The following is a 15,452-nucleotide window of genomic DNA, read 5'->3' on the forward strand; positions in this document are numbered from 1 at the left end:
CTGGGGGAAAAGATGGACTTTTTTAGCACGCAGAACATTCTGGTACATATTCCGATTGGCGCGGGTGGTTACGATCTGTCGTGGATCGAAGCCGTGGGGACGATTGCCGGGTTGTTGTGTATTGGCCTGGCGAGTCTTGAGAAAATCAGCAATTACGTCTTCGGTCTGATAAACGTCACGCTGTTTGCGATTATCTTCTTTCAGATCCAGCTTTATGCCAGCCTGTTGCTGCAAGTTTTTTTCTTTGCCGCCAACATCTACGGCTGGTATGCCTGGTCCCGGCAAACCAACCAGCATGAAGCGGAACTGAAAATTCGCTGGCTGCCGTTGCCAAAAGCGATCGGCTGGCTGGCGGCCTGCGTGGTAGCGATCGGCCTGATGTCGGTCTATATCGATCCGGTTTTTGCGTTCCTGACCCGCATTGCGGTCAACATAATGCAGGCATTGGGATTACAGGTTGCTGTGCCTGAACTGCAACCCGATGCCTTCCCGTTCTGGGACTCCTGCATGATGGTGTTGTCGATTGTGGCGATGATCCTGATGACACGTAAATACGTTGAAAACTGGCTGCTGTGGGTAATCATCAACGTCATCAGCGTGGCGATCTTTGCTCTGCAAGGCGTATATGCCATGTCGCTGGAATATATGATCCTGACGGTTATCGCCCTCAACGGGAGCAGGATGTGGATCAACAGCGCGCGTGAGCGAGGTTCCCACGCGCTGTCTCATTAATGGTGATGATGTGAGTGGCCGGACACGCCCTGATACAGGTGGCAGTCCGGTCCATTGCACGGCTGATATTCCATCTGGATCGTTGCGTGTTCAATCTGGTAGTGATGGATAAGGAAATGCTGAATACGCTCCAGCAACGCATCGTGATCGTGCGGTGGGATCACCTGCACATGCAGCGTCATTACCGGCTTTTCACCCACCATCCAGACGTGGACATGGTGCACATTGCGAACTTCGGGAATGTCCCGGCTGAGATGGCGCTGCAGTGCGGCGATATCCAGCGCCAGCGGAGCGCCTTCCAGCAATTCATTGACGCTATCTTTTAACAATCTCCAGGCACTGCGCAGCACCAGTACGGAAACCAAAATTGAGAGGATCGGATCCGCAGGTGTCCAGCCCGTCCAGATAATAATCAGCGCAGCGATGATCGCCCCGACCGAGCCGAGTAAATCCCCCATCACATGCAGCGCTGCAGCGCGGACGTTCAGGTTTTTCTCTTCACTACCGCGATGTAAAACCCAGAAAGCAAGCACATTGGCCAGTAAACCCGAAACAGCAATAACCATCATCATGCCGCCCGCCACGGGACGAGGTGTCTGGAAGCGCTCAATCGCCTCCCAGACGATTAAAATGGTGATAACGACCAATGCTATGGCATTAACGAATGCAGCCAGCGTCGTGAGCCTCAGCCAGCCGAAGGTGTGGCGTATTGTGGGCGGGCGACGGGAAAACTGGACGGCCAGCAGCGCGAAAAGCAGCGCTGCCGCATCCGTAAGCATATGCCCGGCGTCGGCCAGCAGCGCCAGTGAGCCTGAAAGTATTCCGCCCACCACTTCGACCAACATAAATCCCGCTGTAATGCAGAAGGCGAACATCAGTCGGCGGGCGTTATTGTCTTTGGGTTGCTCAGAGGAAGTATGAGTATGTGTGTGCGCCATTGTGCCATCCCTTTGTTATTCTCACCTTTACTGTATGACATCATACCGTTTTTGGGGGGATAAAATTAAAAAGGAGAGCTTCTATTCTCTCGTTATCAGCCACGTAAATATTGGGCGTTGCCTTACATTACAGTGGGTAAAAATCCACGATATGTATCGATAGCCAGCACAGAATTTTGAAAATAATAATGAAATAAGCAATTACAGTTGTGATTTGCTGTTTTGATCTCATTATTCGCTATATTCTTGCGTTTTTTTGCATAACCCTGGGATAACACGGTTCGTACTGTAAAACCCCGTTTACACTTTATGACTGAAGATATAGATTGGAGGGATTGCATTCATTTATATAAGTATGGCAACGCTGGAATAATCATGAATTATCAGAACGACGATTTACGCATCAAAGAGATCAACGAGTTATTACCGCCAGTCGCACTGCTGGAAAAATTCCCCGCTACTGAAAATGCCGCAAACACGGTGGCTCATGCCCGTAAGGCGATTCATAAAATTCTGAAAGGGAGCGACGATCGCCTGTTAGTGGTGATTGGGCCGTGCTCTATTCATGATCCGGCAGCCGCTAAAGAGTACGCCGCTCGCCTGCTGGCGCTGCGCGAAGAGTTAAAAGGCGAACTTGAAATCGTCATGCGCGTCTATTTTGAAAAACCGCGTACCACCGTCGGCTGGAAGGGGCTGATCAACGATCCGCACATGGACAATAGCTTCCAGATCAACGATGGCCTGCGTATTGCACGTAAATTGCTGCTGGATATCAACGACAGCGGATTGCCGGCAGCGGGTGAATTCCTTGATATGATCACGCCGCAATATCTTGCCGATCTGATGAGTTGGGGGGCGATTGGTGCGCGTACCACTGAGTCCCAGGTACACCGCGAGCTGGCATCGGGTCTGTCTTGCCCGGTTGGTTTTAAAAACGGTACCGATGGCACGATCAAAGTTGCGATTGATGCGATCAACGCCGCAGGGGCACCACACTGCTTCCTGTCTGTGACCAAATGGGGTCATTCGGCGATCGTAAATACCAGCGGTAATGGCGATTGCCATATTATTCTGCGCGGCGGCAAAGAGCCGAACTACAGCGCTCAGCACGTTGCCGACGTGAAAGAAGGTCTGATTAAAGCAGGGCTCTCTGCGCAAGTGATGATCGACTTTAGCCATGCCAACTCCAGCAAGCAGTTCAAAAAGCAGATGGATGTTGCGAAAGACGTTTGCGGACAAGTCGCTGGCGGCGAAAAAGCGATTATTGGCGTGATGATCGAAAGCCATCTGGTCGAGGGTAATCAGAACCCGGATAGCGGTGAGCCGCTGACCTACGGCAAAAGCATCACTGATGCCTGCATTGGCTGGGAAGATACCGATGCGGTGCTGCGCCAGCTGGCGGATGCGGTCAACGCGCGTCGCGGTTAAAGTTACTTTCCTCCCTTATTAAAACCGGCGAATCAGGCCGGTTTTTTAATTAATATTAATAAATTTATTTATATCGCCAATATATTGTTAGGGTGAATATAAATATATTCTTAATTTTGTCATTCCTGTAATAAATATATTAAATCCAGGGTTATCATTCCATGGGGAATTTAATATTAATTAAAGGGATGACTATGAATAAAAATTTTAACATCGTCTGGAATACCGCGCGTAATATGTATGTCGTGGCTTCTGAACATGCACAGGGTGACAGTCAGATAAAAAACCAGGCCAGGGCGGCAGGCATCGCCACGCTGCTGGGGTTACTCTCTGGTCCGGCGATGGCGGATTATACCCCGACTGTTGCGGCCGGTGAGTCCGTTAGTGGAGAGACAATAGATGCCGGGGATCAGTTTGTTTACGGCAGCGCCTTCAATACGACGATAGAAGGCGGGTTGCAGTATGTCATGGACGGTGGTCTGTCCCAGGATGCGCAGGTAACGGGAGGCTATCTTGAGGTTGAAGAGAATGGCACCTCCGTGAATGCCGTGCTGAGCGAAAAAGGCCTACAGGTTGTCTATGGTACAGCAGAACACACTACCATCAATTCGGGAGCAAAAAACGATGTGTTGGGAACCGCAACGGATTCCGTCATCAATGCTGGTGGAACGGAAACCGTTTTTGGGTTGTCCACCGGCACGACCATCAACAACAAGGGTATTCAGTCCGTTTATGGTCGCGCTAAAGAATCGACTGTAAATCAGGGGGGGACGCTGGTACTTAGAACAGAGGAGGACGGCAAAAAAATAGCCAGTTTCGCCAGCAACACCACCGTCAACAGCGGCGGCTCACTCTGGCTGGAATCAGATTATGCCATTCTTGAAGGCACCACTCTGATTAAAACCGGCGCCACCGTTAATGCCTTAACCGGTGTTATCACCAACAGTGGGATCCTGGATTATGACCTCGACGCGGGAGCCTCCCGTACCGAGAGCAACAGTATTCAGGGTATTGGGTCCCTGCAAAAAACCGGGCAGGGTACGTTGCTGCTTACCGGTAACAGCACTTACGCCGGTGACACGCTTGTCGATGAAGGCACCCTCTGGCTCGCTGATTCTGCCGTTATTGGCACACCCGGTGTCTCCGGCTCATCTTCGCAGTTAATGGCCACTACGTCTAACGGCTCCGTCAGCATCGCGGCTGGGGCAACCCTCGGCGGTACCGGCGTTATCAATGATGATGTCTCGAATGCCGGCAACATTGCCATCAGCCAGAGCAATGAGACTGGTCACACCCTCACCATTAACGGCAATTACACCGGTAATAATGGCACGCTCTCCCTTAATACACAGCTGGGGGATGATGCCTCCCCGACGGATAAGCTCCTGATTTCCGGCGATACTGCAGGCACGACCACCGTCTTTGTTACTAATACTGGTGGGGACGGAGCCCTCACCACGCAAGGGATCGAGGTGATAGATGTCGGCGGTCAGTCTGACGGCGTCTTTACCCAGGGCAACCAGGTTCAGGTCGGAGTGTATGAGTACCGCTTGTATCAGGACGGTGGTGACTGGTATTTGCGCTCGCAGACCGTTACCCCGGTTAATCCAGATGACGGTGGTAATGTCACCCCTGTGGACCCTCAGTATCGCGCCGATATCGGCGCCTATCTCGGCAACCAGTGGATGGCGCGTAGTCTGCAAATGCAGACCCTTTATGACCGCGAAGGCAGCCAGTTACGCACCGATGACGGCAGTATGTGGATGCGTTTTAAAGCGGGTGATGCGTCGTCAACAGCAGCAAACGATCATGTGGATATTGACAACAACTATTCTCAGTTCCAGATCGGCGGCGATATACTGAGCTGGGATGATAGCGTGCAGAGCCTGAAAGCAGGGCTGATGGTGAGTTATATCAATGCCGATACGGATAGCACCGGTAACCGAGGGGCGGATGGGAGCCAGTTCTCTGCCAGTGGTAACGTAGCCGGTTACAACCTTGGGGCTTATGCCACCTGGTTTGCGGATGCGAAGGACCATAGCGGACTGTATGTGGATAGCTGGTACCAGTATGGTCTCTACAATAACAGCGTAAATAACGGTGATGTGGGGTCAAAGGATTATGATTCGACAGCCAGCGCTGTTTCTCTGGAAACGGGCTATCGGTACGACATCGGACTTGAAAACCTGAATACTGTTAGCCTGACGCCACAGGCTCAGGTGACATGGCAGCAATATAAAGCGGACGCGGTTGTGCAGAATGGAACGCGTATTGACGGACAAAACGGTGACAGTTGGACCACGCGTCTCGGACTGCGGGTAGATGGCAAGTTGCACAAGAATACCACGTCGGTGATCCAGCCGTTTGCGGAGGTGAACTGGTTACACACCAGCGATGATGTTGCCGTTTCGTTTGATGGCGCGCAGGTGAAGCAGGATCTTCCGGCAGATCGCGCCGAGGTGAAAGTAGGTATTCAGGCGAATCTGAATAGCCAGTGGAGCATCACTGGTCAGGTTGCAGGGCAAAAGGGACGTAATGATTATGGCGATCTCAACGGTAGCCTGGATGTCCGTTACAGCTGGTAAAGTGGAATAAGAAATAGAGTAATCAGGCCTACAAGCAATCTTGTAGGCCTGATGAAATTACTTCGCTTTACCCTGGTTGGCTACCGCTGCAGCTTTTGCTGCGATCTCGTCAGCGTTACCCAGATAGTAATGTTTGATCGGCTTGAAGTTTTCGTCGAACTCATACACCAGCGGGACACCCGTCGGGATGTTCAGTTCCAGGATCTCATCTTCGCCCATGTTATCCAGGTATTTCACCAGCGCACGCAGGGAGTTACCGTGAGCGGCGATAATCACACGCTCACCGCTTTTCATGCGCGGCAGAATGGTTTCATTCCAGTAAGGAATAACGCGATCGATGGTCAGCGCCAGGCTTTCGGTAACCGGTAACTCTTTGTCGGTCAGCTTCGCATAGCGTGGATCGTGACCCGGATAGCGCTCGTCATCTTTAGTCAGTTCCGGTGGGGTTACCGCAAAGCCACGACGCCATTGCTTAACCTGCTCGTCACCGTATTTCTCAGCGGTTTCGGCTTTGTTCAACCCCTGCAATGCGCCGTAATGACGTTCGTTCAGTTTCCAGGATTTCTCAACCGGCAGCCAGGCCTGATCCAGTTCGTCCAGGACATTCCACAGGGTGTGGATGGCACGTTTCAGCACAGAGGTATAAGCAAAATCGAAGCTGTAGCCTTCCTCTTTCAGCAGTTTACCTGCCGCTTTTGCTTCGCCCACACCTTTTTCAGACAGGTCAACATCATACCAACCGGTAAAGCGGTTTTCGTTGTTCCACTGACTTTCACCGTGACGTACCAGAACCAGCTTAGTTACAGCCATACACTCACTCCTATAAATCATGTTGAATGATAATAATTATCATTATATTGCCGTAATGCACCAGCGGCAATGCTTACGCATAACCATAGCGAAAATAGCGGCGCAGTGTAAGGTTCTTGTGAATTCAAGGTTGCGATTTTGTCTTTGAGTGGTGGGGTTTTGAACGGATCTGGCGTGGGAATAAATGACGAGCCGGGTATCGGCTCGTCACGGTTAACTATCAGGCAGGAATAAACCGGTATTCGGTCAGGCTGGAATACTCTTCACCCGGTCGCAGGAAGCAGTCTGGCTGCGGCCATTCCGGATGATTTGGGCTGTCAGGCAGAAACTCACTTTCCAGCGCCAGTCCTTGCCAGTCGGCGTAGGCTTCAGGTCCACGGGATGGTGTGCCGCCGAGGAAATTCCCGGAATAAAACTGCAATGCCGGGGCAGAGGTGTAGACCTCCATTTGCAGTTTTTCATCCTGGGACCAGACCATGGCGACCGGTTTGCGGGCATCGCCTTGCGTCTGCAACAAGAAAGCGTGATCGTAACCTTTCACCTTGCGCTGATCGTCATCGGCCAGAAATTCGCTGTCGATGCGTTTAGGTGCCCGGAAATCGAACGAGGTGCCCGCCACGGGTTTCAGTCCGTCATGCGGGATACCCATTTCATCAACCGGCAGGTACGTATCGGCCAGAATCTGCAGCTTGTGCTGGCGCACATCCGTTTTGTCGCCGTCGAGGTTGAAATAAACGTGATTCGTCAGATTCACCGGGCAGGGCATATCCACTGTCGCACGGTAGGTAATCGAAATACGGTTATCATCGGTCAGGCGATATTGCGCGGTGGCGCAGAGGTGACCCGGAAAGCCCTGGTCGCCATCGTCAGAGGTTAAGGCAAACAGCACCTGACGGTCATTCTGATTGACTATCTGCCAGCGACGTTTGTCGAAACCGTCCGGCCCACCGTGCAGCTGGTTGTCGCCCTGACTGGGTATTAATTCGACGGTTTCGCCGGCAAAGGTATAACGGCTGTTGGCGATACGGTTAGCGTAGCGACCAATCGAGGCTCCCAAAAATGCAGCTTGTTGTGGGTATTGCTCCGGGCTTGCGCAGCCGAGTAATGCTTCGCGCACGCTACCATCGCTGAGCGGAATACGCGCAGACAGCAGCGTCGCGCCCCAGTCCATCAGCGTGACTACCATCCCCGCGTCATTACGCAGGGTGAGCAGGCGAAACGGTTGGCCGTCGGGCGCCATTACGGGAATTTCGTTTAGCACTGTCCGGCTCCTTGTGAAGGTTTGCAGACATAAAAGGTTTCCTTGATACCGGTTTTCGCTTCGTACTGTTCAGCGACAGCCTGCTGTACGGCAGGCACCAAATCTTGTGGGATCAGCGCCACGATGCAGCCGCCGAAGCCGCCGCCGGTCATACGTACACCGCCTTTATCGCCTATGGTCGCTTTGACAATCTCTACCAGCGTATCAATTTGCGGCACGGTGATTTCAAAGTCATCGCGCATTGAGGCGTGAGATTCTGCCATCAATTGACCCATACGCAGCAGATCGCCTTTCTCCAGCGCCTGCGCGGCTTCAACGGTACGCGTATTTTCTGTGATGACGTGGCGGACGCGTTTGGCGACAATCGGATCCAGTTCGAGGGCGACAGCGTTAAACGCTTCAAGGCTGACATCACGCAGCGCTGGCTGCTGGAAGAAACGCGCGCCGGTTTCACATTGTTCGCGGCGGGTGTTGTACTCGCTGCCAACCAGCGTGCGTTTAAAGTTGCTGTTGATGATCACCACCGCCACGCCCTCAGGCATAGAAACGGCTTTGGTGCCCAGCGTACGGCAGTCGATCAGCAGCGCATGATCTTTCTTGCCGAGCGCAGAGATGAGCTGATCCATAATGCCGCAGTTACAGCCGACAAACTGGTTTTCCGCTTCCTGGCCGTTCAGGGCAATCTGCGCGCCGTCGAGCGGCAGGTGATAGAGCTGCTGGAATACTGTACCCACAGCGACTTCCAGTGAGGCGGAAGAGCTTAGACCCGCGCCCTGCGGGACGTTACCGCTGATCACCAGATCCGCACCGCCAAAGGCGTTATTGCGCTTTTGCAGGTGCTTCACCACGCCGCGCACGTAGTTTGACCACTGCTGGGTTTCGTGGGCGATAATCGGCGCATCAAGAGAGAACTCATCAATCTGATTGTCGTAATCAGCGGCGATCACACGAACTTTTCGATCGTCGCGGGGGGCACAGCTAATGACGGTTTGATAGTCGATGGCGCAGGGCAGAACGAAGCCGTCGTTATAATCGGTGTGTTCGCCGATCAGGTTTACGCGACCCGGTGCCTGAATAGTATGGGGGGCAGGGTAGCCAAACGTTTCTGCAAACAGAGATTGTGTTTTTTCTTTCAGACTCATTATTTAAACTCCGGATTCGCGAAAATGGATGTCGCTGACCGCACGCAGTCGCTCAGCCGCTTGCTCTGCCGTCAGGTCACGCTGGGTTTCCGCCAGCATTTCATAACCGACCATAAATTTACGCACGGTCGCGGAACGCAGCAGCGGCGGGTAAAAGTGCGCGTGCAACTGCCAGTGTTCGTTTTCTTCACCGTTGAACGGCGCGCCGTGCCAGCCCATAGAGTAGGGGAATGAGCACTGGAACAGGTTGTCGTAGCGACTGGTCAGTTTTTTCAACGCCAGCGCCAGGTCGGCACGCTGTTCGTCAGTCAAATCGGTAATACGCAGCACATGCGTTTTCGGCAGCAGTAGCGTTTCGAACGGCCATGCGGCCCAGTAAGGCACAACCGCCAGCCAGTGCTCGGTTTCTACGACCGTACGGCTGCCGTCCGCCAGTTCGCGCTGGACGTAATCAACGAGCATTGGCGTGCCCTGCTCGGCAAAGTACGCTTTTTGCAGACGGTCTTCACGTTCGGCTTCGTTAGGCAGGAAACTGTTGGCCCAAATTTGTCCGTGTGGGTGCGGGTTTGAACATCCCATCGCCGCACCTTTATTCTCAAATACCTGCACCCAGGGATAGGTTTTTCCTAACTCTGCGGTCTGTTCCTGCCACGTCTGTACAATTTCTGTCAGCGCAGGGACGCTGAGTTCTGGCAGCGTTTTACTGTGATCGGGCGAGAAGCAGATCACGCGGCTGGTACCGCGTGCGCTCTGGCAACGCATTAGTGGGTCGTGGCTGTCGGGAGCATCCGGGGTATCAGACATCAGTGCGGCAAAGTCATTGGTGAAGACATAGGTCCCGGTGTAATCCGGGTTTTTGTCGCCGGTAACGCGCGTATTGCCAGCGCACAGGAAGCAGTCCGGATCATGCGCGGGCAGTACCTGTTTAGATGGCGTTTCCTGCGCCCCCTGCCAGGGGCGTTTGGCACGATGTGGCGAAACGAGGATCCACTGTCCGGTGAGCGGATTAAAACGGCGGTGTGGATGATCGACAGGGTTGAATTGCGTCATAACGTGTCCTTAATCCGAATATCCCTGTGGATGGCGTGATTGCCAGTGCCAGGTATCTTGTGCCATTTCATCCAGTGTACGCGTCACGCGCCAGTTGAGCTCGCGATCGGCTTTGCTGGCATCAGCCCAGTAGGCAGGCAGATCGCCGTCGCGGCGCGGAGCAAAATGGTAGTTCACTGGCTTACCGCAGGCTTTGCTGAAGGCGTTGACCACATCCAGTACGCTGCTACCAACGCCAGCGCCAAGGTTGTAAATATGTACCCCTTGCTTGCCTGCCAGTTTTTCCATAGCGACAACGTGGCCGTCGGCAAGATCCATCACGTGGATGTAATCGCGAACGCCGGTACCGTCTTCGGTCGGGTAGTCATTACCAAATATGGCCAGAGACTCACGGCGGCCCACGGCAACCTGCGCGATGTATGGCATCAGATTGTTAGGGATGCCTTGCGGATCTTCGCCCATGTCTCCTGACGGATGTGCGCCAACCGGATTGAAATAGCGTAGCAACGCGATGCTCCACTCAGGTTGTGCTTTTTGCAGATCGGTCAGGATCTGCTCGACCATCAGCTTACTTTTGCCGTACGGACTTTGTGGGGTGCCGGTCGGGAAGCTTTCAACGTAAGGAATTTGTGGCTGATCGCCATAGACGGTGGCGGAGGAGCTGAATATGAAGTTTTTCACGTTGGCGGCGCGCATCGCATTGACCAGACGCAGAGTGCCGTTGACGTTGTTGTCATAGTACTCCAGCGGTTTAGCAACGGATTCGCCGACGGCCTTCAGACCGGCGAAGTGGATGACCGTATCGATGGCGTGATCGTGCAGGATTTCGGTGATCAGCGCTTCGTTACGGATATCACCTTCGACGAAGGTCGGATGTTTTCCACCTAAACGCTCAATAACAGGCAGTACGCTGCGCTTACTGTTGCAGAGGTTATCAAGGATCACGACGTCGTGGCCATTCTTAAGCAACTGCACACAAGTGTGGCTTCCAATGTAACCGCTACCACCTGTAACCAATACTCTCATAATTCGCTCCGTTGTGCCTATATCATGTAATGAAGATAGCATAACAAAGTTGTGAAAAGTGTGACATGGAATAAATTAGTGGAATCGTTTACACATACTGATTCTCAACGCCTGAATTGTATTTTTTGATTTTAAATCATTATGTTATTTAATGATTGCAGCTTTTGTCTGAAAAATCAGGTTTAAAAAAGGGCGCATTAGCGCGCCCCGGTATGAAAACTAACGCAGGGATGATTGCCGATAGGTGTAGATATCGCCTTCGGGCACAAACTCCAGTCGGTGGGTAATGCAGGCGGGTGCATCTTCAGCATGGTGAGAAACAAACAGCAGCTGGGTTTCACCTTCACCGATCAGAACATCCACAAAACGGCGGATCAACTGGCGGTTTAGCGGGTCCAGACCCTGCAAAGGTTCATCAAGGATCAATAGCGTAGGGTGTTTCACTAACGCGCGGACGATCAGCGCCAGGCGCTGCTGTCCCCAGGAAAGGCTGTGGAAAGGGGCGTCTGCAGTGCGTTTATCCATTCCCAGAATATCCAGCCACTGTTGTACCAGCTTGTGTTGTCTGTCTGATACGGCCTGATAAATACCGATGGAATCGAAGTAGCCTGAGAGAATGACGTTACGCACCGTGGTGCTTACCCGGTAATCCAGATGCAGGCTGCTGCTGACGTAGCCAATGTGCTTTTTAATATCCCAGATAGTTTCGCCGCTACCCCGACGACGGCCAAACAGCGTCAAATCATTGCTATAGCCCTGCGGATGATCGCCGGTGATTAAACTGAGCAGCGTTGATTTTCCCGCCCCGTTTGGACCGACAATCTGCCAGTGTTCACCTGGATTTACCCGCCAGCTCAGATGATGAAGAATCGGGCGATCGTTATAGGAAACGACCCCGTCGTTGAGCATAATCCGCGGTTCGTTCTCAGACAACATGCGGCGTACGGAAGGTTCATCCGGTTCAGGGAGGGTAATACCATCAAGCCGTTCACTGTGGGCAAGTTGGGCGATTAACGCTTGTTGCAGAAGAGCTGTTTTTTCACCGGTTTCTGTCAATGTGCAATCGGCGAGTACGCCAGCAAATTGCACAAAATCGGGGATCTCATCAAAGCGGTTTAACACCAGCACTAACGTAAAACCGGCCTGATGTAACGCCGCGAGCACCTCTGCCAACTGGCAACGTGAAGCCACATCCAGTCCGTCAAACGGTTCATCAAGGATCAGCAAATCGGGTTCAGACATCAGTGCCTGACAGAGCAGAGTTTTCCGCGTTTCGCCGGTGGAAAGGTATTTGAAACGCCTGCTAAGCAGGGCGGAGATACCAAACTGCTGTGCCAGCGCAGCGCAGCGGCCGGGGTCGTGAACCTCATCCTGAATGATTTCTGCGGTGGTGCGCCCGGTGTCGTCCTCACCGGGACTGAGAAGATCGGTGTTGTTTCGCTGCCACTCGTCGCTGACCAGTTTTTGGAGCTGCTCAAAGGAGAGTCGGGTTATACGCGCGAACTGACAGCGGCGCTCGCCTTTCAGGAGCGGTAATTCTCCCGCCAGCGCACGAGCCAGCGCGGATTTCCCGCTACCGTTCGAGCCAACAAACGCCCAGCAGTCACCCGCGTTTAACGTCAACGCATCTAACTGGAGCGTTTTTGTGTCGCTAAGACGAAACGTGCCTTGCGAAATTTGCAACGATGACATTTTGTATCCCATTATTTGCAGCGATTAATAACAGGGATACGTGTTCTTCAGGCCGATGTCAATCACTCAGCATAGTGTGGCGATAATCACTCTGTCCGCGTTGAAATAGGCAGTGACATTCGCGCCTTCTTGCAGCGATAGGGCATCGTCAGTCGGAACGGTGGCGCACAGCGTCTGTCCATCCGGCAAGGTCATTAACACTTCACACTGCTCGCTACTGCGTTCAATATGACTGATGGTGCCTTGCAATTGGTTGTCGGCGGCCTGAGCGATAGCATCATCATGGGTGATCCCCACCCACGGCGCTTTCAACAGGATCAAGACTTCTTTGCCTTCATCAAGCCCCAGACGTTCACCGCTCTGCGCGGTAATCGCGACTTTCAGCCGGGTTGCGCCATCAGCCAGCAGGACGTCGACATGCTGCTGAACCTGGTCGTGGTCGCGCGCGGTGATAGTGCCAAACCATTGGTTACGCGCACTGGTTTGCAGTGAAAAACGAGAGATAGCCGCCAGCAGGCTATTAAGTGGAACCGCATCGTCATCGCTGAGAACATCGAAGGCTTTTTGCTGAATTTGCGCCAGCAGGTCGTACAACTGAATCAGGCGCTGGCCGTAGCGGGTTAACACTGCACCGCCGCCGCCTTTGCCACCGGTGGCGCGCTCTACCAGCGTCTGCTCACTAAGCTGGTTCATTTCGTTAATCGCGTCCCAGGCGCTTTTATAACTGATACCTGCATCCTTCGCGCCCTGACTGATGGAGCCGGAAAGCGCAATGTGCTTAAGCAGAGAAATGCGGCGGGGATCGGCAAACAGTTTTTGCTGAAGTTTCAGTGTAAGTAGGATTTCGGCCTGCATAACAAGCTCCTGGCAAAAAAGGGTATTGTGACGGAAAACCGCGCCTGAGCATAGCCGACCGCACAAAAGGGGAGTGCTTTTCTGTGTTATGTGGTTAGAATATAACTAAGGACTATATCTGGAGTTGACCATGTTAGAGTTATTGAAAAGTCTGGTATTCGCCGTAATCATGGTACCTGTGGTAATGGCCATCATTCTGGGACTGATTTACGGACTGGGTGAAGTGTTCAACATTTTTTCCGGTATCGGTCAGAAAGACCAATCCAGACAGAACCATTGATTCCCCGAACGCCCGCTTAGCCGGGCGTTTTTTATTGCTCATTATCCAACTGCGTTAGTTCCTCAAGATCCTGCTTTCCCTGCCGATATTTTCTTTGTGTAACCTCTAATTGGTAGTAATAACCACTGGGAAAATCCTGATTTAATCGTTATATTTGCGCCTACATAACGAAACGCAAAGGAGTTACAGATGGCACGTACATGGTTACGCTTGTTTGCAGGGGCAACACTTTCTCTTACCGTTGCCGGACATGCACTGGCGGATGAAGGTAAAATCACAGTGTTTGCAGCGGCGTCGTTAACGAACGCGATGCAGGACATTGCCGCAGAATATAAAAAAGAGAAGAACGTTGATGTCGTCTCTTCTTTTGCTTCTTCTTCCACGCTGGCGCGCCAGATTGAAGCAGGCGCACCCGCCGATCTGTTTATTTCAGCCGATCAGAAATGGATGGATTACGCGGTAGACAAAAAGTCTATCGATACCGCAACGCGCAAAACGCTGCTCGGTAACAGCCTGGTCGTTGTCGCGCCGAAAGCCAGTGCACAGAAAGACTTCACCATCGACAGCAAAACCAACTGGACCAGTCTGTTGAACGGTGGACGCCTGGCTGTTGGCGATCCGGAACATGTTCCGGCGGGCATTTACGCGAAAGAAGCGCTGCAAAAACTGGGAGTATGGGATACCCTGGCGCCGAAACTGGCTCCGGCTGAAGATGTTCGTGGCGCATTGGCGCTGGTTGAACGTAACGAAGCCCCGCTGGGCATTGTCTATGGTTCTGATGCCGTCGCCAGCAAAGGCGTAAAAGTTGTGGCGACCTTCCCGGAAGATTCGCACAAAAAAGTGGAATACCCGATCGCGGTTGTTGATGGGCACTCCAACGCAACGGTCAGCGCGTTCTATGATTACCTGAAAGGACCGCAGGCTTCTGAAATCTTCAAACGTTATGGATTTACGACCAAGTAATGATACTGACCGATCCTGAATGGCAGGCCGTCTTACTGAGCCTGAAAGTTTCTTCCCTGGCCGTGTTGTTTAGCCTGCCGTTTGGGATCTTCTTTGCCTGGCTACTGGTACGCTGTAAGTTCCCGGGCAAAGCGTTGCTCGACAGCGTACTGCACTTGCCGCTGGTACTGCCGCCGGTGGTGGTGGGGTACCTGCTGCTGGTGGCTATGGGGCGGCGCGGATTTATTGGCGAGTGGCTGTACGACTGGTTTGGCATCACCTTTGCCTTTAGCTGGCGTGGGGCGGTGCTGGCCGCGGCGGTGATGTCCTTCCCTCTGATGGTAAGGGCTATTCGTCTGGCGCTGGAAGGCGTTGACGTCAAGCTGGAGCAGGCGGCCCGCACGCTGGGAGCCGGGCGCTGGCGCGTATTCATGACCATTACCTTACCGCTGATGCTGCCCGGTATTATTGTCGGTACGGTGCTGGCGTTTGCGCGTTCACTCGGTGAATTCGGCGCAACCATTACTTTTGTTTCTAATATCCCTGGCGAAACGCGCACCATTCCTTCGGCAATGTACACCCTCATCCAGACGCCTGGCGGCGAAAGCGCGGCGGCAAGGTTATGCATTATTTCTATTGTGCTGGCGCTGATTTCGCTGCTCATTTCTGAATGGCTGGCGCGCATTAGCCGTGAGCGGACGGGGCGATAAC

14 protein-coding genes are annotated in these 15,452 nt (G+C 53.0%); 6 read left to right on the forward strand and 8 right to left on the reverse strand.

Features of this window, described 5'->3' with window-relative positions; translation table 11 throughout:
* Positions 1-12: 12 nt before the first annotated feature.
* A complete protein-coding gene (pnuC, locus tag OGX91_RS10615; protein WP_286626199.1) occupies positions 13-732 on the forward strand; it encodes a nicotinamide riboside transporter PnuC in 720 nt (239 codons plus the stop codon).
* Here pnuC and zitB read toward each other — a convergent pair.
* Positions 729-1,670, reverse strand: a complete 942-nt coding sequence (gene zitB, locus OGX91_RS10620) for a CDF family zinc transporter ZitB (protein ID WP_005125430.1) — start codon at positions 1,668-1,670, stop codon at positions 729-731. The two genes, pnuC and zitB, sit on opposite strands and share 4 nt — an antisense overlap.
* A 375-nt stretch (positions 1,671-2,045) precedes the next feature.
* Between zitB and aroG the strand changes: the two genes are divergently transcribed.
* Both aroG and OGX91_RS10630 read left to right on the forward strand, forming a co-directional pair.
* Positions 2,046-3,098, forward strand: a complete 1,053-nt coding sequence (aroG, locus tag OGX91_RS10625) for a 3-deoxy-7-phosphoheptulonate synthase AroG (protein WP_005125429.1) — start codon at positions 2,046-2,048, stop codon at positions 3,096-3,098.
* 194 nt (positions 3,099-3,292) lie between these two features.
* Complete coding sequence (locus OGX91_RS10630; protein ID WP_286626202.1) at positions 3,293-5,683, forward strand: autotransporter outer membrane beta-barrel domain-containing protein; 2,391 nt, start codon at positions 3,293-3,295, stop codon at positions 5,681-5,683.
* Positions 5,684-5,740: 57 nt separating this feature from the next.
* Here the strand turns inward: OGX91_RS10630 and gpmA are convergent, their stop codons facing one another.
* The 7 genes from gpmA to modE all read right to left on the reverse strand — a co-directional run bounded on the left by gpmA (position 5,741) and on the right by modE (position 13,519).
* The gene (gene gpmA / locus OGX91_RS10635) at positions 5,741-6,493 is read right to left on the reverse strand and encodes a 2,3-diphosphoglycerate-dependent phosphoglycerate mutase (protein WP_003022999.1); all 753 of its coding nucleotides are present in this window, start codon (positions 6,491-6,493) and stop codon (positions 5,741-5,743) included.
* Positions 6,494-6,713: 220 nt separating this feature from the next.
* On the reverse strand, positions 6,714-7,754 hold the full coding sequence (gene galM, locus OGX91_RS10640) for a galactose-1-epimerase (protein ID WP_040232501.1): 1,041 nt from the start codon (positions 7,752-7,754) through the stop codon (positions 6,714-6,716).
* A complete protein-coding gene (gene galK / locus OGX91_RS10645) occupies positions 7,748-8,896 on the reverse strand; it encodes a galactokinase (RefSeq protein WP_040232498.1) in 1,149 nt (382 codons plus the stop codon). The genes galM and galK overlap by 7 nt, the downstream gene beginning before the upstream one ends.
* Positions 8,897-8,899: 3 nt before the next feature.
* Positions 8,900-9,946 (reverse strand): galactose-1-phosphate uridylyltransferase, encoded by a 1,047-nt coding sequence (gene galT / locus OGX91_RS10650; RefSeq protein WP_005125424.1) that lies wholly within the window; start codon positions 9,944-9,946, stop codon positions 8,900-8,902.
* A gap of 9 nt (positions 9,947-9,955) precedes the next feature.
* Positions 9,956-10,972: a UDP-glucose 4-epimerase GalE gene (gene galE / locus OGX91_RS10655; protein ID WP_040232497.1), complete on the reverse strand. Its 1,017-nt coding sequence runs from the start codon at positions 10,970-10,972 to the stop codon at positions 9,956-9,958.
* Positions 10,973-11,191: 219 nt separating this feature from the next.
* On the reverse strand, positions 11,192-12,664 hold the full coding sequence (gene modF, locus OGX91_RS10660; protein WP_199947305.1) for a molybdate ABC transporter ATP-binding protein ModF: 1,473 nt from the start codon (positions 12,662-12,664) through the stop codon (positions 11,192-11,194).
* Positions 12,665-12,730: 66 nt separating this feature from the next.
* On the reverse strand, positions 12,731-13,519 hold the full coding sequence (gene modE / locus OGX91_RS10665) for a molybdenum-dependent transcriptional regulator (protein WP_286626205.1): 789 nt from the start codon (positions 13,517-13,519) through the stop codon (positions 12,731-12,733).
* A gap of 130 nt (positions 13,520-13,649) precedes the next feature.
* On the opposite strand from modE, the gene OGX91_RS10670 reads away from it, so the two are divergent.
* From OGX91_RS10670 to modB, 3 genes are all read left to right on the forward strand, one after another.
* Complete coding sequence (locus OGX91_RS10670) at positions 13,650-13,799, forward strand: AcrZ family multidrug efflux pump-associated protein (RefSeq protein ID WP_003023026.1); 150 nt, start codon at positions 13,650-13,652, stop codon at positions 13,797-13,799.
* 189 nt (positions 13,800-13,988) lie between these two features.
* Positions 13,989-14,762: a molybdate ABC transporter substrate-binding protein gene (gene modA, locus OGX91_RS10675; protein WP_286626206.1), complete on the forward strand. Its 774-nt coding sequence runs from the start codon at positions 13,989-13,991 to the stop codon at positions 14,760-14,762.
* Positions 14,762-15,451 carry a molybdate ABC transporter permease subunit gene (modB, locus tag OGX91_RS10680; protein ID WP_005125418.1) on the forward strand — a complete coding sequence of 230 codons (690 nt, stop codon included), beginning with the start codon at positions 14,762-14,764 and terminating at the stop codon, positions 15,449-15,451. The genes modA and modB overlap by 1 nt, the downstream gene beginning before the upstream one ends.
* Position 15,452: the final 1 nt, after the last annotated feature.

The organism is Citrobacter sp. Cpa228 (assembly GCF_030333085.1).
Taxonomy (GTDB): Bacteria; Pseudomonadota; Gammaproteobacteria; order Enterobacterales; family Enterobacteriaceae; genus Citrobacter; species Citrobacter pasteurii.